The organism is Halorubrum halophilum, assembly GCF_000739595.1.
Lineage (GTDB): Archaea > Halobacteriota > Halobacteria > Halobacteriales > Haloferacaceae > Halorubrum > Halorubrum halophilum.
The window spans coordinates 1-23675 of sequence record NZ_BBJP01000030.1 but is presented as its reverse complement, the minus strand read 5'-3'; the positions used below and the strand labels follow the sequence as shown (position 1 = coordinate 23675).

Here is a 23675-nt window from a genome sequence, read left to right as displayed (position 1 = left end):
CATGGCGGTGAAGGAGGTCGGCAACGGGCTCGCGACGGCCGCGCAGCTGACCTCGGCCGTGATGGAGTCGTACGACAAGCTCGACATCTCGAAGCGGAAGTACGTCGGGCTCGTGCTGGTTCCGTCGGTCCTCGTCTTCCTCGCGAGCGTCGTCGGGCTGTTCGTCCTTCCCCTGCCGCTCGCGGCACGGATTCCCGTCCCGATGTTCGGCGGGCTCGTGTTGGTGGCCGCGGTCATCTACCCGAAGATCTACCTCTCCAGCTTAGAGAACAAGATCGACAACCAACTGCATCTCGTGATGACCCACATGACTGTGCTGTCGACGACGAACATCGACCGCATGGAGGTGTTCCGAACCCTAGCGAAAGAGGAGGAGTACGGCGTCGCCGCCGAGGAGATCAACCGGGTCGTCCACCTCGTCGACACCTGGAACCAGAGCCTCGACGACGCGTGTCGCCGGCGGGCCGAGGAGGTCCCCTCCGACGCGATGGCCGACTTCTTCGATCGACTCGGCTACACGATGGGCGCGGGCCAGTCGCTAGAGGAGTTCCTCGTCTCGGAGCAGGACGTCATGCTCGCGAAGTACGAGACGCTCTACGAGTCCTCGCTGTCGAACCTGGAGGTGATGAAGGACCTGTACATGTCGATGATCCTCTCGATGACGTTCGCGCTAGTGTTCGCGATCGTCCTCCCGATTCTCACCGGGAACGACCCGACCGCGACGGTGTCGGCCGTCATCGTCCTCTTCGTCTTCGTTCAGCTCGGCTTCTACGCGATGATCCGCGCGACCTCGCCGTACGACCCGATCTGGTACCACCCCGACGAGCGCGCCCCCGGCGACCTGAAGCTGTGGGCGTCGCTCGGGATCGGCGGCGGGCTCTCCTTCCTCATTATCGGGATCACGGCCGCCGGGATGTTCGGGTACGGTCCCGGGCTTCCGGGACTGCTCTTCTTTATCGACGATGTGCGACTCCCGCTGTACCTCGCGGTGCCGATCTCTCCCCTCTTTATCACCGGGGTCGTGCTCAGACAGGAGGAACAGATGATCACGGCCCGCGACGGCGAGTTCCCCTCCTTCGTCCGGGCGCTCGGCGCCACCGAGAGCGCCAAGCAGTCGACGACGACAGACGTGTTGACCACGCTGCGCGACAAGAACTTCGGCGACCTCTCGCCGGCGATCGAACGGCTCTACCGCCGACTTAACATGCGGATCAGCACCGAGGGCGCGTGGGAGGAGTTCACCTACGACACGCGGTCGTACCTCATCCAGAAGTTCTCGGAGATGTACCTCGTCGGTCGGCGGATGGGCGGCGACCCGAAGATGCTCGGCGAGCTGATATCGAAGAACATGAACGCCGTCAACCAGCTCCGCGAGCAGCGCCGGCAGGCGGCGATGACTTTCATCGGGCTGCTGTACGGGATCACGGCGGCGGCGACGTTCGCCTTCTTCATCGGGTTAGAGATCGTCGCCATCCTCGCGGACCTGACGGCCGACTTCCAGCTCGACCAGATGGACATCGGGCAGATCGTCTACCCCGGCGCGTACGACATCCCGCTCATCGAGTACCTGCTGCTCACGGTGGTGCTGTTCAACGCCGCGCTCTCCTCGCAGATGATCCGCCGGATCGACGGCGGGAACCCCGCGAACGGGTACATCCACTTCGTCCTGCTGACGTGGCTCGGCGCGGCGACGGCGATCGCGACCCGGTCGCTGGTGAACGCGCTCCTATCGATCTAGGGGCTGAAACTGTCTCTCTACCCGTTATAAACCACCGAGTCGGCGGAGGGAGCGCCGCTACTCCAGAACGATCAGCACGTCGCCCATGTCGACGCTGTCGCCCTCGCCGACGTGGACGCTCGCGACGGTGCCACCGCGCTCGGCGACCACGTCGTTCTCCATCTTCATCGCCTCGAGCACGCAGACCACGTCGCCGGCGGCGACCTCGTCACCCTCGTCGACGTCGACCGAGAGGATCGTCCCCTGCATCTCCGCCTCGATGGCCTCGCCGCCCTCGGCCACGTCAACTGCGTCGTCGCCCCCGTCGTCGGATTTCGCCTGCGGGGGGCGCTGCTGGCCGCCGCCGCTGCCGCCCGCCCCGCCCTCTGGCATCGGAATCGCGGGCGCGCCGCGCTCCTCCAGTTCGACCTCGAAGCGCTTGCCGTTCACCTCGACGGTGAACTCGCGTTCGGACACCTCCTCGTCGTCGTCGCTCGCCGACGCCGACTCGGTGCCCCACTTCTCCTGCGCCTCCGCGATCAGCGCCTCGTCGAGCTCCTCGTCGAGGTACTTCGTCGTATGCGTGCCGTCGACGAATCGCTCGTCGTCGAGCATGAGCCGGTGGAACGGGACGATGGTGACGACGCCCTCCAAGTCGTACTCCGCGAGCGCGCGCTTCGACCGAGCGAGACACTCCTCGCGGTCCGGAGCCCACACGATCAGCTTCGCGATCATCGAGTCGTAGTCGGTGACCAGCTCGTCGCCCTGTCGGAGCGCGTCGTCGACGCGAACGCCGATCCCGCCGGGCGGGTCGTACGTGTCGAGCCGGCCCTCGTTGGCGGGCTGGAACTCCTTCGCGGCGTTCTCGGCGTTGATCCGGAACTCGATCGCGTGGCCGTCGAGCGCCACGTCGTCCTGCGAGACGGAGAGTCCCTCGCCGCTGGCGACCCGGAGCTGCTCTTTCACGATGTCGATCCCCGTCAGCTCCTCGGTGACGGTGTGTTCGACCTGAATCCGGGTGTTGACCTCGAGGAAGTAGAAGGGCGTGTCCGGCCCGAGCGGCTCCGAGGGGTCGCGGTCCACGTCCTCCTCGACGAGGAACTCGACGGTGCCGGCGTTGGTGTAGTCGGCGGCGGCGACGCCGCGGCGCGCGGCCTCGCCGATCCGCTCGCGCAGTTCGTCGGAGAGCGCGGGGGAGGGACCCTCCTCGATCACCTTCTGGTGGCGGCGCTGGAGCGAGCAGTCGCGCTCGCCGAGGTGGACCACGTCGCTCTCGCCGAGGGACCGATCGGCGTCGACGCCGGCGTCGCCGTCCGGATCGTCCGCGACGATCTGTACCTCGATGTGGCGCGGGTTCTGCAGGTAGCGTTCGAGGTAGACGGAGTCGTTCGAGAAGTACGCCTCGCCCTCGCGCTTGGCGGACTCGAGCGCCTCCTCGGCCTCGTCGGCGCTCTCGACGACCTTCATCCCGCGACCGCCGCCGCCCCCCTCGGCCTTGATCGCGACGGGGTAGCCGTGCTCGTCGCCGAACTCGGTCACGGCCTCGGCGTCGGTGACGGGCTCGGTCGTTCCCGGAACGATGGGCACGTCGGCGTCGTCCATCACCCGGCGGGCGTGGGTCTTCTCCCCGAGCCGCTCCATCGCGTCGCTTGCGGGGCCGACCCAGGTGATCCCGTCGGCGGCCTCGACGCGGGCCGCGAAGTCGGCGTTCTCGGCGAGGAAGCCGTAGCCCGGATGGATCGCGTCGGCTCCGGCCGCCTGCGCGGCGTCGACGACCGCCTCGCCGTCGAGGTACGAGTCGGCGGCGCGCGCCGGCCCGACGTTGTACGCCTCGTCCGCGTACCGGACGTGGCCGCCGTGTTTGTCCGCGTCGCTGTAGACGGCGACGGTGTCGACACCCAGCTCCGCACAGGCGCGCATCACCCGAACCGCGATCTCCCCGCGGTTCGCGACCAGAACCTTGTCGAACATTCTTACACGGTTATTCCACCATAACCCACCTCATTCTATCGGTCCGCGACGACGGGCACTCACGACGATCGTCGTACCGCGTCGGCGCCCGCCGCGACCCTCCGAGACGATTAAGAGCCTGCCGGACCCCATGTCCGGACATGCTCTCTGCCGGAAATCCCTACGTGTTGCCGTCGGTGCTGGTCGCGGCGGGCGCGTACCTCGCCGCGACCCTGCTGACCGACGCCTCGCTGCTCGTTCGGATCGGGGTTCTCGTCTTCCTCGCGGGCGTCGTGCCGATCGTCCTCAACCGGCTCCTCGGCGGCGGTTCGCCGGACGAGTGGCGCGGCGAGCCGATCGAAACGAAGGGAGACGGCGACGCTGACGCCGACGACTCGCGCGACGCATGACCCGTCGGCGATAGACCCGGCTACAGATATTGGCCGTAGCTATATACGCGATCGAACGTATTCTCCGATGCGCCCTGCAACGGGTTCGCATGGCGGCCGAACCGCCGGACTATCGGAGGCTACTGAGGTCGGCCGCCGGGGGAATGCGCGCGGTTCGACTCAGAACCGGTCGGCGCGACCGGCCGCGGTCCACGGGTCGGTCGGCGCGTCGACGGGGACGCGGACCGACCGATTCTGCAGCCGATCGACTCGACCGGCGAACGACCAGCGCTCGCCCTCCCAGTCCGGCTCGTCGTCTGCCGCGGCGGCCGCGGCGGCGGCGCGTTCGCCGTCTCGGAGGTGGGCCGCGACCGCGGCGGCGATGGCGGCGGCCTCCTCGTCGCCGGCGTCGTCCGGGATCGACAGGCCGTCGAGGGCGACGGCGGCGTCATCGCCGGGCGCGGTGCCGCCCGATTCGGCCGCCGCGTCGTCCGGTTCGGGTGCGTCGGTCGCCATCAGATCGGGATGTTGCCGTGTTTCTTCTCGGGCGCCTCCGAGCGCTTCCCCTTCAGCATCTGGAGGTCGTCGATCAGCCGCGCGCGTGTCTCCGCTGGCTCGATCACGTCGTCGACGAAGCCGCGGTCGGCGGCGGTGTACGGGTTCGCAAACTCCTCGCGGTACTCGTCGATGAGCTCCTGTCTGCGCGCGTCGGGGTCGTCCGCGGCTTCCAGCTCCTCGCGGTAGAGGACGTTGACGGCGCCCTTCGGGCCCATCACTGCGATCTCGGCGGTCGGCCACGCGTAGTTCACGTCCCCGCCGATGTGCTTCGACGACATCACGCAGTAGGCCCCGCCGTACGCCTTCCGGGTGATGACGGTCAGGAGCGGAACGGTCGCCTCTGAGAAGGCGTACAGCAGCTTTGCGCCGTGGCGGATGATCCCGTTGTGCTCCTGATCCGTGCCGGGCATGAACCCGGGCACGTCCTCGAAGGTGAGGATGGGGATGTTGAAGGCGTCACAGAACCGGACGAACCGCGCGCCCTTCTGGCTCGACTCGATGTCGAGCGTGCCGGCGTTCACGCGGGGGTTGTTGGCGACGATCCCGATCGAGTGGCCGTCGAGCCGGCCGAAGCCGACGACGATGTTCTTCGCGAAGTTCTCCTGCACCTCGAAGAAGGACCCCTCGTCGACGACGCTGCCGATAACCTCCTTCATGTCGTACGGCTTCCGGGGCGCGTTCGGGACGATGTCGCCCAGCTCCTCGTCGGCGCGCTCGGGGTCGTCCCACGGCTCGACGCGGGGCGGATCCTCGACGTTGTTGGCGGGGAGGTACGAGAGCAGCCGCGCGATGTTGTCCAACGCCTCCTCCTCGCTCTCCTCGGCGAAGTGCGCGACGCCGGAGGTCGAGGTGTGGGTCACCGCGCCGCCGAGCTCCTCGAAGCTCACCTCCTCGCCCGTGACGGTCTCGATGACGTCCGGGCCGGTGATGAACATGTGCGAGGTGTCCTTGACCATGAACGTGAAGTCCGTGATGGCAGGGGAGTAGACCGCCCCGCCGGCACAGGGTCCCATGATCGCCGAGATCTGGGGAATCACGCCGGACGCCTCCGTGTTGCGCCGGAAGATCTCCGCGAAGCCCCCGAGCGCCTCGACGCCCTCCTGGATGCGGGCGCCGGCGGAGTCGTTGAGACCGACGACGGGCGCGCCCACGTCCATCGCCTTGTCCATCACCTTACACACCTTCTCGGCGAACACCTCGCCGAGCGACCCGCCGAAGACGGTGAAGTCGTGCGCGAAGACGAACGTCTTCCGCCCGTTCACCTCGCCGTACCCCGTGACGACGCCGTCACCCGGGATCTGCTGTTCCTCGGTGCCGAACTTGTGGTTCCGGTGGGTGCGGAACCGGTCGAACTCGTGGAACGTCCCGTCGTCGAGGAAGTAATCGATCCGCTCGCGTGCGGTCATCTTCCCCTTCTCGTGTTGGGACTCGATCCGATCCTCGCCGCCGCCGAGCGCCGCCCGCTCGCGGCGCTCGCGGAGGTCCTCGATACGGTCGTCCATCGTCACGCCGGACCACCCTGAGTCATTACCTCGTGGGTCGGACAGCGGCATCAAAAGGGTTCCCCTACGCGACGTTCTCGCGTTCGACGCGCGTCGAATCGAGCGCTGAGCGTCGGTCGAGGTGCCGGTCGAGAACCGCCCGCACGGCCCCTGTCTCCGGTTCACACCCGGACGTGCGGTTCGACGCTTTTAAACCTCCGATGGACCACTCTCCGGTGAGACAGGCTTCGCCTGTTTCACTGACCCGTAGGAGCGACCTGCGTACTACGGAGGTGAAAATGGCAGACACAATACAAGAGGCCGTAACCCTCGCACTCGACGATGCGCCCGAGCGGAACTTCCGCGAGACCGTGGACATCGCGATCAACCTGCGAGACCTCGACCTCAACGATCCGTCGAACCGCATCGACGAGTCCGTCGTGCTGCCGGCTGGAACGGGGCAGGAGACACAGATCGTCGTCTTCGCGGAGGGCGAAACCGCCGTCCGCGCAGAGGAAGTCGCTGATCAAGTGCTTGACAGCGACGACCTCGAAGACTTAGGAGACGACGACGACCGCGCAAAGGATCTGGCCGGCGAGACCGACTTCTTCGTCGCAGAGGCCAACCTGATGCAGGACATCGGTCGGTACCTCGGTACCGTCCTCGGTCCGCGCGGGAAGATGCCTACCCCACTGCAGCCGGACGACGACATCGTCGACACAGTCAACCGGATGAAAAACACCGTGCAGCTCCGGTCGCGCGACCGGCGCACGTTCCACACCCGTGTCGGTGCCGAGGACATGGGCCCCGACGCGATTTCGGACAACATCGACGTCATCGTCCGGCGACTCGAAGCGAGCCTCGAGAAGGGCCCGCTGAACATCGACGGGATCTACGTGAAGACCACGATGGGTCCCGCCAAGGAGGTGCCCGTATGAGCTCGGTCCGAAAGACCGAGACGATCCCGCAGTGGAAACAGGAGGAGGTCGACGAACTCGTCGACTTCATCCGCTCGTTCAACTCAGTCGGGATCGTCGGCGTCGCCGGCATCCCGAGCCGTCAGCTCCAGGCCATGCGCCGCGAGCTGCACGGCTCCGCGGACGTCCGGATGAGCCGCAACACGCTCACCGTCCGCGCGCTCGAAGAGGTGAACGACGGCGTCGAAGAGCTGACCCAGTACGTCGCGGGTCAGGTCGCGCTCATCGGCACGAACGACAATCCGTTCGGTCTCTTCAAGCAGCTGGAAGCCTCGAAGACCCCCGCCCCGATCAACGCGGGCGAGGTCGCCCCCAACGACGTCGTCATCCCCGAGGGTGACACGGGCGTCGACCCGGGGCCGTTCGTCGGCGAGCTCCAGACGGTCGGCGCGGCCGCGCGCATCCAGGACGGCTCGATCATGGTCACCGAGGACTCGAAGGTCCTCGACGAGGGCGAGGTCGTCGACGACGACCTCGCGAACGTCCTGACGGAGCTCGGCATCGAGCCGAAGGAAGTCGGGCTCGACCTCAAGGGCGTCTACTCCGACGGCGTCCTGTTCGAGCCGGACGAGCTCGAGATCGACGTCGACGAGTACGAGGCGGACATCCGCTCGGCGGCCGCCGCCGCGCGGAACCTCTCGGTCAACGCCGCGTACCCGACGGCCGCCACCGCCGGCACCCTTCTCGCGAAGGCGTCCGGCGAGGCGAAGTCCGTCGGGCTGTTCGCGGAGATCGAGAGCCCGGACGTCGTGCCCGACCTCATCGGGAAGGCCGACGCCCAGCTCCGCTCGCTCGCGGCCCAGATCGACGACGAGGAGGCGCTCCCCGAGGAGCTGCAGGGCGTCGAAGCCGCCCCGGCTCCCGAGACGGACGACGCCGACGAGGAAGAGGAACAGGCGGAGGAAGAAGACGAGACGGACGACGCTGAGGCGACCGACGACGACGCCGACGACGACGACGGCGACGGCGGCGAGGGTCTCGGCGCGATGTTCGGATAACACCACGAGGATACACCAATGGAATACGTTTACGCTGCGCTCATCCTGAACGAGACTGGCGAAGAGATCAACGAAGACAACGTCACCGGCGTGCTCGAAGCCGCCGGCGTCGACGTCGAGGAATCCCGCGTCAAGGCGCTCGTCGCCGCGCTGGAGGATGTCGACATCGAGGAGGCCATCGAGACGGCCGCCGCGGCCCCGGCCGCCGGCGCCGCCTCGGGCGGCTCCGCGGACGCCGCGGAGGCCGACGAGGCCGACGACGAGGCCGACGATGACGACGAGGACGCCGCCGAGGAAGCGGCGGACGACGACGAGGAAGACGGCGACGGCGGCGAGGGCCTCGGCGAACTCTTCGGCTAACGCCGGACGACCGCCGAGACTCCGACCGCGCCGACCGACTCTTCAACATTCGCTTTTTATCGGGCTCGCTATCCCGAGTGATAACGCCGTCCGCGAGTTTATATACCGATCTCGGAAACGGAGAGGTGATGAAGATCGTCGACGGCGACAAGGTCGAGTGCGATCGGTGCGAGTCGGTGCTGCCGATCGGAGACGTCTCGCTGCTCGAGAAGGAGACGAACCGCGACTACGAGCGGGTGCTGTGCGAGGACTGTCTGGGCGATGTCGGGGTGCCGAAGGGGTACACGCTCCGTCGGGACATCAGCCACCTCGCCGGGTGAGCCCCTTCCCGTCGGGGGTGCCGCCGGTCGCTATTTCCACGCGGGCGCCGCCGACTCGACTTGTCGTCAGCGAGAGCGACCAGCCGTGCGCGGCGGCGACATCGGCGACGATGGCGAGTCCGAGCCCCCCCGGATCGCCGCCGTTAGCCGGTCGGTACGCCGTCGCGGTCCGCGTCGTCGTCGATCGCCGCCACGCGTTGGTACACCCGTATCTCCCCGTCGTCGAACGCCTCCCACTGTACCGACTCACCTCGGACGTACGGTCGTCGCTCTCCGCCGACCGCCCTGAGAGCGGGCGATACCACGACGGGGGCGAGCGTGTCTCGGCGCGGGTCGTGCTCTCGGACGGTGTTGTACTCGAATCCGAGCAGGTCGCTTGCGGCGGCGGTCGCGACCCCGAACACCTCCTCGCGGGTCGCCGCGGCGGTCATCTCACGGGTCACTTCGTGAAGCCGGCGGAGTTCGGCCGCGATAGCGCCGTCGTCCCCCGGGTCCGACCCCTCTTCCATACGGTACGTCGAACCGTGCCGATACGAGTAGCTTGGGAATAGCTGTCCGGACCGAAGGGGAACGCTTCCGGGTGTTACGTGATGTTACGGTGCGTTACGGAGCCCTACAGAACTCTCGAGAGCCGCGAGGCGGGGAACCCGTATCGGTCGCAGTCCGCGACGCTCCGACCCGGCCGGATCGACTCCGCGTAGACCGCCTCGACGACGGGCTCGTGGGCGCCGTAGTCGGCGTTCGTGGGGTAGTCGGCGATCGCTCGGCCCTCCTCGGTCCGGTAGGTGTCGGCCCGCTCGGTCGTGACCGCGACGACGACGAGCCGCTTCCCCGTCTCGCGGTCGCGGACGACCGCGCCGGGTTCGAACGCGTGTCGGTCACAGAGCTGTGCGCCGCTCGCGTCGAACGGGACGAACGTCTCCGCGCCGCAGACCGCACAGACGCCGACGCGCTGGTCGGGCGCGGGGACGGACCCCGCGGTCACCTCCATCGCGACGCGGCGGAGGTGCTTACACCGCGAACCGCGGATCGCGTGGTCCGGGCAGGTACAGGTGCCGGCGTCAAGGGTGACCACGTAGGTGCCGCCGTCGGTCTCGACGACGTAGCGCCGGTCGCGGAGCGGGCGGACCGTCATCTCCTCGGCGGCGGCGCGGACGGACCGGTCGCCGTCTCTGTCTGAGGCCGCCGACGGCGGCGGCGACGTCGCCGAGGACGGCTCTCGCGGCGGGGTCGGTTCGGAGGCTGCTGACGCGGGCGTGTTTCGAGTGTGCGTCATAGTGACCGCGAGGGGGGACCTCGCTTACGTCACGATAAGTGGTAGAAACGGATAAATTCGCCGGCGAAATGGGTTGAGATACCGATATTCCGCCTTCGAGACGGGTTCACCGGCTCGGTCACGGCGACCTCGACGCCCTCATCGAAGTCCTTTTTTAGCGGCGACGGAAACTCGCGGACATGGAAATCGACGCGGAGCTTCGTCGGCAGATCGCGGTCTCGCTGTCGGCGGCCGCGGTCTTCGTCGCCGGACTGGTCGGGATCGGGGTCGCGTTCGGCGGTCCCGACGGACTGCCGGAGACCGGTGCGATCGCCCTCGTCGCGCTGCTCGCCGCGTTCGTACTGTTGATGGCGCTCGTCGGCGCGTACCTCATCCGCGCGGGCGACGACGACGCGTAGACGGCTACTCGCTCTCCGCTTCTGTCGCAGTCGCGTTCTCCTCCCGCCAGTCGGTGATCTCGTCAGCTTCGTCCACGCGCTGCTCGTAGTACGCAAGCGGATCGGCGGCGACCTGCATGTGGTCCTCCTCGTTGTGGCAGATCCCGTAGTTCGCCAGCGTCTCGCAGGTCGGCGGCGGGTACTGGCTTCCCCGGTCGTCGCTCAGGTACTCGGTCTGGTACCGGATCCCCTCGGCGTCGAGGCTCGTGTCGGCGCAGAACGCGACCACCTCGTCGGGACTCATCCCGATGCCGACGAGGAACGCCATCAGCGCGAACGACTCCGGCGGGGACAGGTCCGTGCCGCGCTCGGCCTTCTCGATCAGGTTCCGCATGCAGGGCGGGAACAGGGCGGGCGCGACCACGTCGACCGGGCCGGCGTAGGTGCGCTCGGAGAGCAGGCGCTTGAGGTCCGCGACGCCGGACTCGAGCTCCGCGGCGATCCCCTCGCCGGCGGCGAGTTCGAACGGAAGCCCCTCGCAAACCCGGTCCTCGACGGCGGCTTCGAGCGCGTCCAACAGCTCCTCGCGGGAGACGCGCACCTCGCCGTCGGCGAGCGCGCGGTTGACGAGCCGCCACGACTCGCCCCACGAGGGGGAGGTAAGCCGGAGGTACGGCCCCACGGCGATCCAGTAATGCTCGGGGTCGCGGCCGGCGTCTCCCCGACCGGTGCCGGCTCCCGTCGCAGCCGCGCCCCCGCCGGCTCCCACGGACGGTCGCGGGGGCTCCGGCCGCACTGCGTCCGCGAGGTCGAACTCGGCGAGCACGTCGTCCAGCGCGACGGTCGGGGTCGACATCGACCGCAGCTCGTCGTCGGTCGCGAGGTCCTCGCGGATCCGGTCGATCGCGGTCGCGGCCTCGGCGGCGGCGTACTTCTCGATGGCGGGCTGGGAGTCTAAAAGCGAGACGAGGATCCGCGCGATCGGGTACGAGAGCAGTTCGGCCTGCGCGTCGTACTCCGACTCGGCGGGGAACGCGCCGCTCTCTGAGGCGACCGTCCCGTCCATCAGGGCGCGTTCCACGCGTTCGCGGGCGCGCTCGACGGCCGGCGCGTCGGCCGCGACGAGCTCCGGCAGCGACACCGCGGCGTCGGCGACCGCCTCGCGGGCGGTCGCGAAGAACGGGTACTTGGCGTCGAGCGCGTCCATGTCCGGGCCGAGGTAGCCACGGGCGGCGAATAAGCGGTGCGGTCCGCGTCGAGGTAAGGGGGGGGCTAGCGGAAAGCGGCCTCAGAGCCGCCCGCGGAGGTAGTGCCCGAGGAGTCCGCCGACGATCCCGGAGCCGAGGGTGTAGGCGGCGGCGAGCCCGACCACGAGCAGCGCGATGATCCCGAACTCGGCGGGCGCCCCGGCGATCCCGAGGAAGAACAGCAGGAAGACCACGACGGCCGCGAACGGCAGCGTCATCACGACGCCGGCGACCGTTCCCGTCTTGAGCGCGTCCGCCGACCGACCCCCGCAGAGGTAGCCCGCGACCGCCCCGCCGAGCACGGTGGCGAGGGGGACGAACGACAGCACCGAGCCGGCGATCCCGCCGACGAGCCCGTACACGAGCACGTCGACCAGGTCCGCGGGCGCGTCGTCTCCGGGCGCGAGGAAGTCGTTCGACGCGGTGCCGCTCGCGTCCGGGGAGCGAGCGTCCGGGGAAGCGACGTCGTCGGTGGAGGACCCGTCGTCGGGGACCATCGCTCGGCTACTCCTCCTCTTCCTCTTCTTCGTCGTCAAGCGCTTCGTCGTCGCCCGGCTCCTCGATCGCCGCGCCGGGCGCGTTCGACTTCACGCTGTTGAGCCCCTGTTTCGCCTTCTGTTTGGAGGCGTACCCCTGTCCGCCGTCGGCGATGATGTTCCCGTTGTCGTGGCGGAGCCGCCAGCGGTACTCGTCCGCCTTGTCGCGGAACAGCTCGAAGGTCGCGTCGCTGCCGCCCTCCTCCGGCGTCTCCTCGTCGCGGGAGGCGTCGATCACGTGGGCGCCGGGCGCGTTCCGCTGAACGCTCTCGATGCCGGACTCGGCGTCGCGCTTGTCTGAGTACCCCTCGCCGCCGTCGGCGATGATGTTCCCGTTGTCGTGACGGAGCCGCCAGCGCCACTCGTCGGCGCTGTCCGCGTACAGCTCGAAGGTCGCCTTGCTCGCGGCGGCCTCGTCGTCGATCTGGCCCTCTGCCTCCGGCCACTCCATCTCGACCTCGAAGTGAACCGTCCCGTCCTCGCGTTCGAGTTCGACCTCGACTTCCTGTTCCGCGGCCGGGTCAACCGTCACCGTGCCGGCGTCGTCGACGGGGACCGGCTCTCCGCGGCCGAGCGCCCGCGCGATGCGTCGGAAGTAGGTGGCAAGCGCCTGTCGGCTCCGCGATTTCCGCGACTCGTGAACGGTTTCGTCGGGCATACGAGGAACACGTTACAGCGAGCGCACAAAACGCTATGGCCGATTCTGGTAAACTGTGTCTCACTTATAAGCAAGTGTGGCGGTGGCGCGTGCCTGCAAGCGGGCCATCGGCCCGCGAGTAGCACGCGCGAGGGAGTCGGCCGGCGCTTATAAGCGCCGGCCGACGAGGCTGGGGAGGCGTGAGGCTGTGCGGTGCGGGGCGGTCGGGGTGGGACTCAAAGGGGCAGTCGCGAGGGCGAAGCACGGCGATGGAAGCACCGCAGGAACGAGCGAAGCGAGTGACGAGGAGCGCACCGAGCCGCGCGAGTCGTCGCGACTGGGGCTTTGGAGGTCCTCACCGTCGAGTTATCGAACACGTCGATCCACGACCGATCGACACTCGCAGCCGCACCTGCGGCTCGCAGATAGCTCTCCGACGATGCGGGCTCGGGCGGGTTCGAACCGGAATCAGACGTGCTCGCTCACTGCGCTCGCTGCGCGCGACTGATAGGGTTCGAACCCGCCCCGCCATACCTGCGGCTCGCGGATTGCTCGCCACAGGTATGGGCTCGGGCGGGTTCGAACCGCCGATCTCAGCCTTGTAAAGGCCGCGTCATAACCAGCTAGACCACGAGCCCTCAGGGTTTCAAACCCGCCGGGAGCGGAAAACGGTTTCTTTCTGCGGCGCGAGGATCGGCCGTGAACCGCCGCCTCCTCGCGATCGCCGGCGCCTCCGTTACCCTCGCCCTCCTCCTCGCCGCCGCGATCGCGGCGAACCCGACTCTCCTGATCGCGGGCTACGACACCGCGAGCGTCGAGGCGGTCGACGGCGAGACCGACGAATCGCTCGCGAGCGTCGAGGCGCGCGTCGCCGACGGCCTCGCGAAGCAGTACGTCGGCCTCTCCGCGACCGACGAACTGGCCGACGACGAGGGAATGCTCTTCGTCCACGACGAGACGGGCGAACACGCCTACGTAATGCGGGACATGGCGTTCGCGCTCGACATCGTCTTCGTCGCGCCGAACGGCACCGTCACCGAGATCCACGAGGCGGAGCCCGACTCGCGCCCGTACACCCGGTACCGCGGCACGGGACGGTACGTCCTCGAAGTGCCGCGCGGCTGGAGCGAGCGCAACGGCGTCGAGCCGGGCGACCGGCTCGTCTTCGAACTCGACTGATCCGCGGTGGAACCCGCCGTCCGCGACCGAACCACCTCTCTCCCGACGAAACCGATTTGCCCCTCGCGGGCGTCGACCGAGCTATGACCGATCTCCCCCGCCGGATCGCGTGGAACCTCCGCCACCGCTGGCGGCGGATCTTCGCGGTCCTCGTCCTCGGCGCCGGCGTCGCGGCCCCGCTCGTCACCGGACTCTGGTGGTCGCTGCCGCTCGTCTGGTTCTTCGGGCTGTTCGTCGCCCTGCCCGTCCTCCACACGCTGACGAAGCCGGTTCCCGACCAAGGCGGCGACGGCGACGACGCGAATACCCCGGACGACCCGGCCCTCCGCGCGCTCCGCGAGCGGTACGCCCGCGGCGAGATCGACGAGCGCGAGTTCGAGCGCAAGCTCGACCGGCTGCTGGAGACCGAGGACGCCGAGACCGCCGACCGCGACGCCGAGGACATCGCCGAGCGCGTCCGCGACGGGCTCCGACGCGAAGTCGAACGGGTCCGGGAGTGATCCCGGCTCCGGCCCCGATTTCGACCGCGACCGTCATCGTTTTGCGCGGCGCTGGCGAGAGATCCTGACGTGTTCATCGACGCGCTCCGGTACCCGATCGCCGACCGAACCCGGCTGGACGGCACCGCGAAGTGCCTCGCGGCACTCCTCCTCTGCGGGGCGCTCGTTCGGTTCGCGGCGCGGCTGTGGCCCGACTGGTCGCTGGTGCCGCCGCTCGCGCTCGCCGCCGTGCCCCTCCTCGCGTGGCTCGGCCTCCTCGGCGGCGTCCTCGCGGGCGACGGGTTTCCGCGATTGGCAACGACCAGAACGAGACGGCTCGCCGGCCGGCTGTTCGGCGTCGCCGCCGTCTTCCTCCTCCCCGCGGCCGTTACCGTCGTCGCCGCCGGCTACGTCGTCGCGAGCGGGTCGGTCCCGGACGCGCTGGGGGGCCTGACCCTCGCGACCCTCGCGACCCTCGCGCTGCTCGTTACGGTCGTCTGCGGCTACCTCTTCCCGGCGGCGGCCGTCGTGAGCGTTCGAGACGGGCTCCGTGCGGGACTCCAGCGAGAGGCCCTCCGCGGCACGGCGTCGAGCACGTACTTCCTCGCGTGGGTGGGCGCGACCGTGCTCGTCGTCGTCGCGTGGAGCGCGCTCGCGGCGACGGCCGCGCGGAGCGCCGCGGCGCTCCTCGCGCTCGGGTGGTGCGCCTACGCCCACGTCGCCGCCGCGGCGCTCCTCGCCGAGGGCGTCGATCGGACCGCCTACTGGTGAGGCGGCTCTGAAAAAGCGGGAAAAACCCCAAACGGCTCGCGTCCGGTCAGGCGAGGTCGACCTGATCGGCGGCGTCTTCCATCGACCGGTTGTGGAGCGCCTCGCCCGTGACGCGGTCGAAGACGTGGATCGCGTCCTCCGGAATGTGCGCGGTCACCGTGTCGCCCTCGCTGACGCGCGTGAACCCGTCGATCGTCGCGACGAGCGTCGCGCCGGTCTCGGTGTCCGCGTCGGGGTCGAACTGGAGGTACACCGTGTTCTCGTCGCCCATCGGCTCGACGACGTCGACAGTCATCCCGAACTCGTGCGGTACGTCGGCTCCCCCCTCGACGAGTTCGACCGCCTCGGGGCGGATCCCCAGCACGAGGTCGGTCGTCTCCCCGAGGTCAGCCCGCACGTCGTCGCCGATCGGGTACTCGAAGACGTCGCCGACCAGCCGGTCGCCGTCGAGCGTCACGTCGAAGAAGTTCATCGAGGGCTCGCCGAGGAAGCTCGCGACGAACTGGTTGGCCGGCTCGTGATAGCACTTCAGCGGCTCGGCGATCTGCTGCAGCTCCCCGCCGTCGAGGATGGCGATCCGGTCGCCCATCGTCATCGCCTCGGTCTGATCGTGCGTGACGTACACCGTCGTCACGCCGAGGTCGTTCTGAAGCCGCTGGAGCTCCGTCCGCATCTCCGCGCGGAGCTTCGCGTCGAGGTTGCTGAGCGGCTCGTCCATCAGGAACACCTCGGGGTCGCGGACGATGGCGCGGCCGAGCGCGACGCGCTGCTGTTGCCCCCCCGAGAGGTCGCTCGGTTTTCGGTCGAGCAGGGGCGAGATGCCGAGCATCTCGCCAGTCTCGCTCACCATCCGGTTGATCTCGTCGTCGGGGAGGTCCGTGGACTCCTCGAGCCCGAACGACATATTCTCCCGAACGCTCATGTGGGGGTAGAGCGCGTACGACTGGAACACCATCGCGATGTCCCGGTCCTGCGATTTCACGTCGTTGACGACGCGGTCATCGATGCTGAGCGTGCCGGCGGTGATCGTCTCTAAGCCGGCGACCATCCGGAGCGTCGTGGACTTTCCACAGCCGGACGGACCGACCACGACGAGGAACTCCCCGTCGTCGATCGACATCGAGACATCGTCGACCGCGACGATCTCTTCGTCGCCGTCCTGAAACGTCTTCGTTATTGAGTCGAGTTCAAGCGTTGCCATATCTTTGAGTTGTGGTCGCTGTCGAGTAGTCGTTTGCGCGTCGCGCCGACTCCCGTCTCGGGCTGTCGCCGGCTTCGTCGAGCATCCGCCTTCGGATCGCGCCGCCGTCGCCCCGCGTCGGCGTGCGCGTCACGCCGCCACCCCCTCGGCGAACTCATCGCCGAAGAGAATGTACACCGCGAGCGTCGGGAGCGCCGCGAAGAACGCTCCAGCCATCCGGAGCGCGAAGTCCTGGCCCTCCATCGAGGTCCCGAGGCCCGCGAGGATCAACACGACCGGGGCCGCGGCGCTCGATTCCGTCGAGACGATCACCAGCGTGAACAGCAGGTCGTTCCAGATCTGGGTGAACTGATAGATGAGCACCACGGCGAACATCGGTCCCGAGAGCGGTAGGACGATCCGCCGGTAGACGCGGCGAAGCGACGCCCCGTCAAGGCGAGCGGACTCCATCATCTCGTCGCTCATCGTCTTGTAGTACGTCCGGAACAGGAGCGTACAGATCGGGACCCCGTAGGCGACGTGGGTGACCACCAGTTCGACGATCCCCACGTAGTCGTCGTCGATCCCGAGCGCCCAGACGAACGAGAGCAGGTCGCCGAGCTGGACCCACTGCGACCAGAACTGGGTCAGCGGCACCAGCACCGCTTGGTACGGGATGAAGATGCCCGCGATGATGAGCGCGAGCACCAGCGCCTTGTACGACGGCTTCCAGTTCGGAATCGTCAGCCCGTACGCCGTGATGCTCCCGACGAGCGCCGAGATGATCGTCGCCGGTACGGCGTACAGGAGGCTGTTCCCCATCCCGCGCAGCAGGGCATCGATCGCCGTCCGCCACTTCTCGAACGTGAACCCGGACGCTCCCGGCGGAGCGAACGGAGCAGTTTCGATGATCGCGGTACCTGTCTTGAACGACGTGACCAGCCCGGACTCGATGGGGACGAGGTAGAACCCCGCCGCTAGAACCAACACGACGTACAGCGCAATGTCTTCGACCGTCATCCGTTCGAGATTCCGGCGAAGCTTCGTCGTCGTCGCCATCGCGCCGCTTCCGTCGGTTCGAAGTTTGTCGTCGCTCATAGGTTGTTCCTCCGGTATTCGTAGACGAGGTAGGGACCGATGACCGCCAGCGCCATCCCGAAGAGGACGATCGCGATGGCCGCGCCGTACGCCCACTGGGAGTTCGAGTACGCCTCACGGACCATCTTCGTCGCGAGGATGTCGGCGCCGTTCGGCGGCCGGTACCCCCCCACAAGCGAGTAGAGGAAGTCGAAGGCCTTCATGCCGAACACCATCAGCACCACGGCGGCGCTGATCGTTGCGCCCTTCAGCTGGGGAATGATCACGCGCCAGTACATCTTCAGGGTCGACGCGCCGTCGACCTTGGCCGCCTCGTAGTGTTCGTCCGGTATCGCGCGGAGCCCGGCGAGGTACACGACCATCGCGTACCCCGAGAACTGCCACATCAGCGCGAAGATGACGGCGTAGAGGACGATGTCCTGATTGCCCAGCCAGCTTACCGGCCCGAGGCCGACGACGCCGATGACGCTGTTGGCGATCCCGTTGTTGTAGTTGTAGATCCACAGCCAGAACTGGGCGGTCACGACGAACGAGAGGCTCATCGGTAGGAGGTAGATCGTCCGGAACGTGTTCTCGAACCGGATCCCCCTGTCGATCAGGATGGCCAGCAGGAGGCCGACCGCGAGCGTCCCAGCCGTGAACGCGACCAGCAGGATGAGCGTGTTGACCGCGGCGTCGATGAAGCCGGAGTCCGCGAGCGCACGCGTGTACATCTCGAAGTCGAGGTTCGAGTAGTCCGGTGCGTTCGCGAAGCCCTCGTAGTCGGTCAGCGAGATAAGCAGGTTCCAGATGACCGCGCCGTAGACGAACAGCCCCATCAGCAGGAACGGCGGGAGCCAGAAGATCGACGACTCCACGAAGTCGGCCCCGAAGCGGTTGTCAACCGCAGCTTTGAGCCGCTCTACCGCTCCCCTATCGGACTCCGCTCCCGGGCCCGAGGCAGCGCCGTCGCTCACGACGCCACCGTCGGTGCGGGGTTCGTCTCCGTCGCCCGAGGATGGGCTGATCGCGCGGTGCAATCGTCGGTAAAAATCGAGCATCTGGTGGGCTTAGTTCGACACCGCGTCCAGGAAGCCCTGCGTCGCGTCGTCGACGTTGTACGGCCCGGTGAAATTCGAGGAGATGACCTCGTTGAGCGCCGTCATCGTCTGCGAGGTGACGCCGAGTCCGTGCTGGAGGTTCGGCGGGCGGTACTCCGCGTTTGCGAAGTCCTCGGCCGTCTCCTGGAGGTACGGACCGAACTCGTCCATGCTCACGTCTGTTCGGGTCGGGATCGACCCCTTGTACTGGTTGAACGCGATCTGGGCCTCCTCGCTGCCGGCGAACGACATCCAGGTCTTCGAGGCCTCCGGCGTCGGGTTGTTCGACGGGTAGAGGAACGAGTCGAAGTGAAGGGTGTACATCCCCTCCGTCCCGGGGAACGTCTTGAAGCCCCAGTCGTCTCCGTACTCGAAGTCCTCCGCGTTCCGGAAGGCGCCCGCCGCCCAGTTACCCTGGTGGATGAAGGCGGCCTCGCCGTTGATGATCTTCTGGTTCGACTGCGTCAGGTTGAGCGAGGCGGCGTCGTCGCTGATGTGGTTCTCCAGCATCTCCGCGGTCGTCTCGAACGCCGTCCGGACGGCGCTCTCGTCGCCGTCGCCCGCCAGGAAGTCCATGTACGGCTGATAGCCGTTCTCGCCGAGCATCACGGCGGCCCACAGCTGCGTCGTCGTCCACGTCCCAGACATCGCGTGGGTCATCGGGACGGCGTCGGTCTCGCTCGAAACCGTTTCGAAGGCGTCGATGAGCGCCGAGGGGCTGTCCAGCGACTCGACGTCGATTCCCGCGTCCTCGACGACGGAGACGTTGTAGAAGAGGCAGTTCAGGCGGTGCGATCCGAGCGGAACGGCGCGGTAGCTCCCGCCCTGCTGGTGGAGGTCGGTAGCCTCTTCGACCATCACGTCCTCGAAGCCGTTCTCCTCCCAGACGTCGTCGACGGAGCCGAGGGCTCCCTCGTAGCGCTCGAGGTTCGGGCCCGGCCAGCCGGCGAACGCGCCCGGCGGATCGCTGCTCTGGAGCCGGTTGGCCACGACGGCGTCGAGGTTCTCGTTGCCCCCGCCGCCGATGGGGTTCATGTCGAGATCGGTGTCGGGGTGCGCCTCGTTGAACGCCTCCTCCAGCGCCTCGGCCGCCGTGGCACCGTCCCCGCCGGTCCAGCCGTGAAGCACTTCGACCGGGCCGGCCGCTCCGCCGTCGCTGCCGTCGGAGCCGTCGGAACCGTCACTGCCGTCGGAGCCGTCGCTCCCGTCACCGCCGTCGCTCCCGTCACCGCCGTCGCCACCGCCGGAACAACCGGCGATCCCCACGGTCGCGAGAGTTCCGGCGCCGGCCACGTAGTGGCGACGCGTAAGCCGCTCGTCGTCGGATGGACTGTCTTGTGCCATGTACGATCCTTATCTTCACTCCCGGTACTTAACGATTGATGTTCATTTACTCCGATTGTTAATAATGTCTGTGCGCTGCCACCCGCCCCCGTGTCTGTCCCACGCGTCTCGCGAGAGGGGCGTGTCAGGGGGCCGTCGGGAGCGACGACGGTCCGAATCGAGAATCGGACCGACCGATTCTTGAGCGCGTGGCCCGGATGACGCGACATGGAGGGACCGCTGTGGATCGACGCGCACGCCCCGGCGCTCGACGAGATCCGACAGGACGAGGCCCGCGAGCGACTGGAGCGCGCGGTCGACGAGCCGATGAACCTCGTCGTACAGGGGCCGCCCGGCGTCGGGAAGACGGCGGCAACGCGGGCGCTGACCCGGGCCGCCCACGAAGACCCTGACGCGGACCTGATCGAGATCAACGTCGCCGACTTCTTCGGCCGGACGAAAAAGGAGATCCGGACCGACCCCCGCTTCGAGGGGTTCCTGCAGGGCCGTAGCCGGATGGCGAAACGCGACATGATCAACCGCGTGCTCAAGGAGTCCGCGTCGTACGCGCCGATGTCCGGCGAGTACAAGACGGTGCTTTTGGACAACGCCGAGGCGATCCGCGAGGACTTCCAGCAGGCGCTCCGGCGGGTGATGGAGCAGCACCACCGGACCACGCAGTTCGTGATCGCGACCCGGCAGCCGTCGAAGCTCATCGCGCCGATCCGCTCGCGCTGCTTCCCGGTGCGGGTGCGCGCGCCGACCACCGACGAGGCGATCGACGTGCTCGAAACGATCTGCGACCGCGAGGGCGTCGACTACGACGGCGACGGCCTGGAGTTCGTCGCCAGCGCGGCCGGCGGCGACCTCCGGGAGGCGATCCTCTCGGCGCAGGCCACCGCGGTCGAGGGCGGCGAGATCACCATGTCGACCGCCTACGAGACGCTCGGCGAGGTCGGCGACGACGACGCGATCCGGGGGGCGCTCGCCGATGCCCGCGCCGGCGACCTGAAGGACGCGCGCTCGACCCTCGACGACCTGCTCGACGAGGGGGGGTACGACGGTGGGGAACTCCTCCGGGAGACCCTGCGGGTCGCCCGCGCCGGCTCCGAGTACGGGGGTGACGACCTCGCTCGGCTCCACGTCCTCGCCGGCGAGGCCGACCTCGATCTGACCGACGGACTCGACGACCGGACTCACCTCGTCCACCTGCTCGCGGCGTGGGCGGCGGGACGGACCGAGCTCCGACCCGACCTCCGGGACCCCGTGGGGGCCTGACGATGGGACGGAACCCCCCGCTCGCGGCGGTCCTTCCGTTCGAGGTCGTCGACGAGGCGTGGTGGCTGGCGCTCGCGCCCGCGCTCGCCGCCGCGGTGACGCTCCCGTTCCTGCCGCCGGTCGGGATCGGGCTGCTCGCGCTCGCCTTCGGCGTCCTCTGGTTCCACCGCGACCCCGATCGCGCGACGCCCGACGCCGAAGCGGTCGTCGTCGCGCCCGCCGACGGCACCGTGAGCGTCGTGCGCGAGGAGGGCGAGCGCCTGCGCGTCGGCGTGTTCATGAACGTCACCGACGTGCACGTGAACCGCGCGCCGCTCGCGGGCGAGGTCCGCGAGGTGCGACACCGTCCCGGCGCTAATCGACCCGCGTTCAGCAAGGAGTCCGACCGCAACGAGCAGGTCGCGATCGACTTCGGCGAGTACGAGCTGCTGGTCATCGCCGGCTGGTTCGCCCGCCGGATCCACCCGTCGGTCGAGCCCGGCGACGCGGTCGACCGCGGCGAGCGCATCGGCCACGTCTCGTTCGGCTCGCGGGCGGACGTGATCTTCCCCGCCGACGTCGACGAGCGCGACCTCCTCGTGGGCGAGGGCGACGCGGTGCGCGCCGGCGAGACGATCATCGCCGAACGGGACCGAGACTGAGTTCGCGATTTTCCTCGCCGAGCGCGGTCGTCCTCGGGCGCCGCCAGCGACCGCCTCAGACCCCGAGCGCGTCGGCAACCTCGTGGATCGACTCGACCGTGAGGTCCGGATCTCCCGCGAACGGCTCCCACGGCGTCCCCTTCCGGTCGAGGCGGACCGCCTGCATCCCCGCGTGCGACGCGCCCAGCACGTCGAACCACCCCGCGGTGACGTGGACGACCTCGTCGATCGGCGTCCCCGTCCGGGCGGCGCCGTGGCGGTACAGCTCGGCCGCCGGCTTGAACGTCTCCACCTCGTCGGCGCTTATCGTCCCGGCGACGAGGTCGCCGATCCCGGCGTGCTCGACCATCGAGTCGAGCATCTCCGGATTCCCGTTCGAGAGCACGTACGGCTCGTAGCCGCCCTCGCGCAGGCGCTCGATCCCCGACCGCACGTCGTCGAACACTTCCAGCTCGTGGTACACCGCGAGGATCTCGTCGCGCTCTCCGGTCGATATATCGACGTCGTGAGCCGCCAGCGCGTACGTCAACGCGCCGCGGTTCATCTCGTAGAAGGGCTGGTAGGCGTCGATCGCGTTCGCGACGAACGTGTACGCCAGCGACCGCGAGCGCCAGAGCCGCGACACCGGTTCCGGGTCGGGGACGCGGTCGGCGAGCGCCGCCTCGGCCGCCTCCACGTCGACGAGGGTGCTGTACGAGTCGAAGGTGACGGTCCGAACGCGGTCCGGATCGAATGGCATTCGGCCGTCTCTTCGTGGTCCCGCGTTATCATACCCCGTCTTGTCACCTGCCGTCGAGCGGGTGGCTACAGCACGAACGGCCCCTGCTGGCGGATCGGTTCGCCGTGCGGGCGCCCGGAGACAGCGACGAAGCGGAGCCCCGCTCCCTCGTCGCTCTCGACGATCACGTCTCTCGCGTCCGCGTTCGGGAGCACGTCGCCCGCGGCGAACTCGCGGCGGGCGTCGGTTCCGGTCTCGTCGCCCGCGTCAGCCCCCGCGTCCCGTACGGTCCCGCTCCCCTCCACGCCGTAGAGGAACCCGGACCACTCCTCGGGAACTTCCCACGTCCACGCGTCGGTGACGCGCACGTCGAGGTACTCCATCGGCGTGTATAGCTCGATCGGCGACCCCTCGCCGATGACGGTCGTGACGGTCGCGCCGTCGAGCTCGTCTGTGGGAAGCTCCTCGGCGCTCGCGTCGACGTAGTCCGGGTCCGCCTCCTTCTCCTCGCGCGGGAGGTTCACCCACAGCTGGAGCCCGTTACAGGCCTCACCGTCGGCGGGGAACTCGGAGTGGCGGATGCCGCTTCCAGTCGTGATCCGCATCGCCTCGTTCTCGCGGGCGGTGTGCTCGACGCCGAGCGAGTCCGCGTGCTCCATCCCGCCCTCGATCATGTACGAGACGATCTCGAACCCCTTGTGCGGGTGCATCGGGAACCCCTTGTCCGGGTCGATGTAGAACCGCTCGAACAGCACGAACGGGTCGAGGTTGTCGGGATGGCCGTTCGTCGGGAACGCGCGGTCGGAGTTCACGCCGGTTCCGTGTCTGACCGTCTCGCCGGAGAGCGGTTCGACGCCGCCCGCGGCCGTCTCGTCTGCTGTCATACTCGATCTGACGAGTTCGCCACTGATAAGGGCCGCGTCGCCGGTAGCCGAGAATAGACAGATAAAGTATGGTTATTTCAAAATAGCGATCTAGAACCCTATTGAGTGGTGTATATCGAACAGTAGTAGTAACAGATATATTACTAAAATGCGTTACAGAGAACGTTCATACCCGTCCCGTACATAGACAGGAATGTAACATGAGCTACGAACTCGATCCGC

Annotated in this window: 26 protein-coding genes and 1 tRNA gene; 12 read left to right on the top strand and 15 right to left on the bottom strand. The window is 68.2% G+C overall.

Annotation, left to right across the window (positions count from 1 at the left end; translation table 11 throughout):
• Window position 1 precedes the first annotated feature (1 nt).
• Window positions 2-1738, top strand: coding sequence for an archaellar assembly protein FlaJ (gene flaJ, locus ACP96_RS10250; protein ID WP_050023841.1), 1737 nt, complete (start codon window positions 2-4; stop codon window positions 1736-1738).
• A 57-nt stretch (window positions 1739-1795) separates the two neighbouring features.
• On the opposite strand, the gene ACP96_RS10245 is transcribed toward flaJ, so the two are convergent.
• Window positions 1796-3688, bottom strand: a complete 1893-nt coding sequence (locus ACP96_RS10245; protein WP_050033234.1) for an ATP-binding protein — start codon at window positions 3686-3688, stop codon at window positions 1796-1798.
• Window positions 3689-3828: 140 nt separating this feature from the next.
• Here ACP96_RS10245 and ACP96_RS10240 point away from each other — a divergent pair, with 140 nt between their 5' ends.
• Window positions 3829-4077 (top strand): hypothetical protein, encoded by a 249-nt coding sequence (locus ACP96_RS10240; protein WP_050033233.1) that lies wholly within the window; start codon window positions 3829-3831, stop codon window positions 4075-4077.
• 159 nt (window positions 4078-4236) lie between these two features.
• Here ACP96_RS10240 and ACP96_RS10235 read toward each other — a convergent pair whose 3' ends face one another.
• Complete coding sequence (locus tag ACP96_RS10235) at window positions 4237-4572, bottom strand: hypothetical protein (RefSeq protein ID WP_050033232.1); 336 nt, start codon at window positions 4570-4572, stop codon at window positions 4237-4239.
• A complete protein-coding gene (locus ACP96_RS10230) occupies window positions 4572-6116 on the bottom strand; it encodes an acyl-CoA carboxylase subunit beta (RefSeq protein WP_050023909.1) in 1545 nt (514 codons plus the stop codon). The genes ACP96_RS10235 and ACP96_RS10230 overlap by 1 nt, the downstream gene beginning before the upstream one ends.
• Before the next feature lie 278 nt (window positions 6117-6394).
• Between ACP96_RS10230 and ACP96_RS10225 the strand changes: the two genes are divergently transcribed.
• From ACP96_RS10225 to ACP96_RS10210, 4 genes are all read left to right on the top strand, one after another.
• A complete protein-coding gene (locus ACP96_RS10225; RefSeq protein WP_050023848.1) occupies window positions 6395-7033 on the top strand; it encodes a 50S ribosomal protein L1 in 639 nt (212 codons plus the stop codon).
• Entirely contained in the window at window positions 7030-8070 is a 1041-nt protein-coding gene (locus ACP96_RS10220; RefSeq protein WP_050033231.1) for a 50S ribosomal protein L10, read from the top strand. Before ACP96_RS10225 ends, ACP96_RS10220 begins: the two co-directional genes overlap by 4 nt.
• 18 nt (window positions 8071-8088) lie before the next feature.
• A complete protein-coding gene (gene rpl12p, locus ACP96_RS10215; RefSeq protein ID WP_050033230.1) occupies window positions 8089-8430 on the top strand; it encodes a 50S ribosomal protein P1 in 342 nt (113 codons plus the stop codon).
• 128 nt (window positions 8431-8558) lie between these two features.
• Window positions 8559-8750: a hypothetical protein gene (locus ACP96_RS10210; RefSeq protein ID WP_050033229.1), complete on the top strand. Its 192-nt coding sequence runs from the start codon at window positions 8559-8561 to the stop codon at window positions 8748-8750.
• Between the two features lie 143 nt (window positions 8751-8893).
• On the opposite strand, the gene ACP96_RS10205 is transcribed toward ACP96_RS10210, so the two are convergent.
• Together ACP96_RS10205 and ACP96_RS10200 are read right to left on the bottom strand one after the other, a co-directional pair.
• Window positions 8894-9259 carry a hypothetical protein gene (locus tag ACP96_RS10205; protein WP_050023851.1) on the bottom strand — a complete coding sequence of 122 codons (366 nt, stop codon included), beginning with the start codon at window positions 9257-9259 and terminating at the stop codon, window positions 8894-8896.
• Between the two features lie 104 nt (window positions 9260-9363).
• Window positions 9364-10026, bottom strand: coding sequence for an SWIM zinc finger family protein (locus tag ACP96_RS10200; protein WP_050033228.1), 663 nt, complete (start codon window positions 10024-10026; stop codon window positions 9364-9366).
• Window positions 10027-10205: 179 nt separating this feature from the next.
• On the opposite strand from ACP96_RS10200, the gene ACP96_RS10195 reads away from it, so the two are divergent.
• Entirely contained in the window at window positions 10206-10424 is a 219-nt protein-coding gene (locus ACP96_RS10195; protein WP_050023853.1) for a DUF7472 family protein, read from the top strand.
• Between the two features lie 4 nt (window positions 10425-10428).
• Here ACP96_RS10195 and ACP96_RS10190 read toward each other — a convergent pair whose 3' ends face one another.
• The 4 genes from ACP96_RS10190 to ACP96_RS10175 all read right to left on the bottom strand — a co-directional run bounded on the left by ACP96_RS10190 (window position 10429) and on the right by ACP96_RS10175 (window position 13461).
• Window positions 10429-11610 carry a DNA primase gene (locus ACP96_RS10190; RefSeq protein WP_050033227.1) on the bottom strand — a complete coding sequence of 394 codons (1182 nt, stop codon included), beginning with the start codon at window positions 11608-11610 and terminating at the stop codon, window positions 10429-10431.
• An 81-nt stretch (window positions 11611-11691) separates the two neighbouring features.
• A complete protein-coding gene (locus ACP96_RS10185; protein ID WP_050033226.1) occupies window positions 11692-12147 on the bottom strand; it encodes a DUF5518 domain-containing protein in 456 nt (151 codons plus the stop codon).
• 7 nt (window positions 12148-12154) lie between these two features.
• A complete protein-coding gene (locus ACP96_RS10180; protein ID WP_050033225.1) occupies window positions 12155-12844 on the bottom strand; it encodes an HVO_2922 family protein in 690 nt (229 codons plus the stop codon).
• A 543-nt stretch (window positions 12845-13387) separates the two neighbouring features.
• Window positions 13388-13461, bottom strand: a tRNA-Val gene (locus ACP96_RS10175).
• Between the two features lie 61 nt (window positions 13462-13522).
• Between ACP96_RS10175 and ACP96_RS10170 the strand changes: the two genes are divergently transcribed.
• The 3 genes from ACP96_RS10170 to ACP96_RS10160 all read left to right on the top strand — a co-directional run bounded on the left by ACP96_RS10170 (window position 13523) and on the right by ACP96_RS10160 (window position 15252).
• Window positions 13523-14002 carry a DUF192 domain-containing protein gene (locus ACP96_RS10170; RefSeq protein ID WP_050033224.1) on the top strand — a complete coding sequence of 160 codons (480 nt, stop codon included), beginning with the start codon at window positions 13523-13525 and terminating at the stop codon, window positions 14000-14002.
• Window positions 14003-14085: 83 nt separating this feature from the next.
• On the top strand, window positions 14086-14502 hold the full coding sequence (locus ACP96_RS10165) for an SHOCT domain-containing protein (protein WP_050033223.1): 417 nt from the start codon (window positions 14086-14088) through the stop codon (window positions 14500-14502).
• A 69-nt stretch (window positions 14503-14571) separates the two neighbouring features.
• Entirely contained in the window at window positions 14572-15252 is a 681-nt protein-coding gene (locus ACP96_RS10160) for a DUF4013 domain-containing protein (protein WP_050033222.1), read from the top strand.
• A gap of 46 nt (window positions 15253-15298) precedes the next feature.
• Here the strand turns inward: ACP96_RS10160 and ACP96_RS10155 are convergent, their stop codons facing one another.
• The 4 genes from ACP96_RS10155 to ACP96_RS10140 all read right to left on the bottom strand — a co-directional run bounded on the left by ACP96_RS10155 (window position 15299) and on the right by ACP96_RS10140 (window position 19737).
• A complete protein-coding gene (locus tag ACP96_RS10155) occupies window positions 15299-16453 on the bottom strand; it encodes an ABC transporter ATP-binding protein (protein ID WP_050033221.1) in 1155 nt (384 codons plus the stop codon).
• A 129-nt stretch (window positions 16454-16582) separates the two neighbouring features.
• Window positions 16583-17530 (bottom strand): carbohydrate ABC transporter permease, encoded by a 948-nt coding sequence (locus ACP96_RS10150; protein WP_050033220.1) that lies wholly within the window; start codon window positions 17528-17530, stop codon window positions 16583-16585.
• The gene (locus ACP96_RS10145) at window positions 17527-18549 is read right to left on the bottom strand and encodes a carbohydrate ABC transporter permease (protein WP_154020449.1); all 1023 of its coding nucleotides are present in this window, start codon (window positions 18547-18549) and stop codon (window positions 17527-17529) included. The genes ACP96_RS10150 and ACP96_RS10145 overlap by 4 nt, the downstream gene beginning before the upstream one ends.
• Window positions 18550-18579: 30 nt before the next feature.
• A complete protein-coding gene (locus ACP96_RS10140) occupies window positions 18580-19737 on the bottom strand; it encodes an ABC transporter substrate-binding protein (protein ID WP_082222505.1) in 1158 nt (385 codons plus the stop codon).
• A gap of 423 nt (window positions 19738-20160) precedes the next feature.
• Here ACP96_RS10140 and ACP96_RS10135 point away from each other — a divergent pair, with 423 nt between their 5' ends.
• Both ACP96_RS10135 and ACP96_RS10130 read left to right on the top strand, forming a co-directional pair.
• Window positions 20161-21210, top strand: coding sequence for an AAA family ATPase (locus ACP96_RS10135; protein ID WP_050033218.1), 1050 nt, complete (start codon window positions 20161-20163; stop codon window positions 21208-21210).
• A 2-nt stretch (window positions 21211-21212) separates the two neighbouring features.
• Window positions 21213-21851 (top strand): protein sorting system archaetidylserine decarboxylase, encoded by a 639-nt coding sequence (locus ACP96_RS10130; RefSeq protein ID WP_050033217.1) that lies wholly within the window; start codon window positions 21213-21215, stop codon window positions 21849-21851.
• A gap of 55 nt (window positions 21852-21906) precedes the next feature.
• Here ACP96_RS10130 and ACP96_RS10125 read toward each other — a convergent pair whose 3' ends face one another.
• Window positions 21907-22590, bottom strand: coding sequence for a haloacid dehalogenase type II (locus ACP96_RS10125; RefSeq protein ID WP_050033216.1), 684 nt, complete (start codon window positions 22588-22590; stop codon window positions 21907-21909).
• 65 nt (window positions 22591-22655) lie between these two features.
• The gene (locus ACP96_RS10120) at window positions 22656-23453 is read right to left on the bottom strand and encodes a pirin family protein (protein WP_050033215.1); all 798 of its coding nucleotides are present in this window, start codon (window positions 23451-23453) and stop codon (window positions 22656-22658) included.
• Between the last annotated feature and the right edge of the window lie 222 nt (window positions 23454-23675).

What these genes read in the sequence shown, in the direction of transcription:
- ACP96_RS10205 (WP_050023851.1), bottom strand. Translation starts at nt 9,259, where the DNA reads ATGGAAGAGGGGTCGGACCCGGGGGACGACGGCGCTATCGCGGCCGAA.
- ACP96_RS10245 (WP_050033234.1), bottom strand. Translation starts at nt 3,688, where the DNA reads ATGTTCGACAAGGTTCTGGTCGCGAACCGCGGGGAGATCGCGGTTCGG.
- ACP96_RS10190 (WP_050033227.1), bottom strand. Translation starts at nt 11,610, where the DNA reads ATGGACGCGCTCGACGCCAAGTACCCGTTCTTCGCGACCGCCCGCGAG.
- ACP96_RS10235 (WP_050033232.1), bottom strand. Translation starts at nt 4,572, where the DNA reads ATGGCGACCGACGCACCCGAACCGGACGACGCGGCGGCCGAATCGGGC.
- ACP96_RS10185 (WP_050033226.1), bottom strand. Translation starts at nt 12,147, where the DNA reads ATGGTCCCCGACGACGGGTCCTCCACCGACGACGTCGCTTCCCCGGAC.
- flaJ (WP_050023841.1), top strand. Translation starts at nt 2, where the DNA reads ATGGCGGTGAAGGAGGTCGGCAACGGGCTCGCGACGGCCGCGCAGCTG.
- ACP96_RS10230 (WP_050023909.1), bottom strand. Translation starts at nt 6,116, where the DNA reads ATGGACGACCGTATCGAGGACCTCCGCGAGCGCCGCGAGCGGGCGGCG.
- ACP96_RS10180 (WP_050033225.1), bottom strand. Translation starts at nt 12,844, where the DNA reads ATGCCCGACGAAACCGTTCACGAGTCGCGGAAATCGCGGAGCCGACAG.
- rpl12p (WP_050033230.1), top strand. Translation starts at nt 8,089, where the DNA reads ATGGAATACGTTTACGCTGCGCTCATCCTGAACGAGACTGGCGAAGAG.
- ACP96_RS10120 (WP_050033215.1), bottom strand. Translation starts at nt 23,453, where the DNA reads ATGACAGCAGACGAGACGGCCGCGGGCGGCGTCGAACCGCTCTCCGGC.
- ACP96_RS10165 (WP_050033223.1), top strand. Translation starts at nt 14,086, where the DNA reads ATGACCGATCTCCCCCGCCGGATCGCGTGGAACCTCCGCCACCGCTGG.
- ACP96_RS10220 (WP_050033231.1), top strand. Translation starts at nt 7,030, where the DNA reads ATGAGCTCGGTCCGAAAGACCGAGACGATCCCGCAGTGGAAACAGGAG.
- ACP96_RS10195 (WP_050023853.1), top strand. Translation starts at nt 10,206, where the DNA reads ATGGAAATCGACGCGGAGCTTCGTCGGCAGATCGCGGTCTCGCTGTCG.
- ACP96_RS10125 (WP_050033216.1), bottom strand. Translation starts at nt 22,590, where the DNA reads ATGCCATTCGATCCGGACCGCGTTCGGACCGTCACCTTCGACTCGTAC.
- ACP96_RS10200 (WP_050033228.1), bottom strand. Translation starts at nt 10,026, where the DNA reads ATGACGCACACTCGAAACACGCCCGCGTCAGCAGCCTCCGAACCGACC.
- ACP96_RS10225 (WP_050023848.1), top strand. Translation starts at nt 6,395, where the DNA reads ATGGCAGACACAATACAAGAGGCCGTAACCCTCGCACTCGACGATGCG.
- ACP96_RS10150 (WP_050033220.1), bottom strand. Translation starts at nt 17,530, where the DNA reads ATGAGCGACGACAAACTTCGAACCGACGGAAGCGGCGCGATGGCGACG.
- ACP96_RS10210 (WP_050033229.1), top strand. Translation starts at nt 8,559, where the DNA reads ATGAAGATCGTCGACGGCGACAAGGTCGAGTGCGATCGGTGCGAGTCG.
- ACP96_RS10155 (WP_050033221.1), bottom strand. Translation starts at nt 16,453, where the DNA reads ATGGCAACGCTTGAACTCGACTCAATAACGAAGACGTTTCAGGACGGC.
- ACP96_RS10130 (WP_050033217.1), top strand. Translation starts at nt 21,213, where the DNA reads ATGGGACGGAACCCCCCGCTCGCGGCGGTCCTTCCGTTCGAGGTCGTC.
- ACP96_RS10135 (WP_050033218.1), top strand. Translation starts at nt 20,161, where the DNA reads ATGGAGGGACCGCTGTGGATCGACGCGCACGCCCCGGCGCTCGACGAG.
- ACP96_RS10240 (WP_050033233.1), top strand. Translation starts at nt 3,829, where the DNA reads ATGCTCTCTGCCGGAAATCCCTACGTGTTGCCGTCGGTGCTGGTCGCG.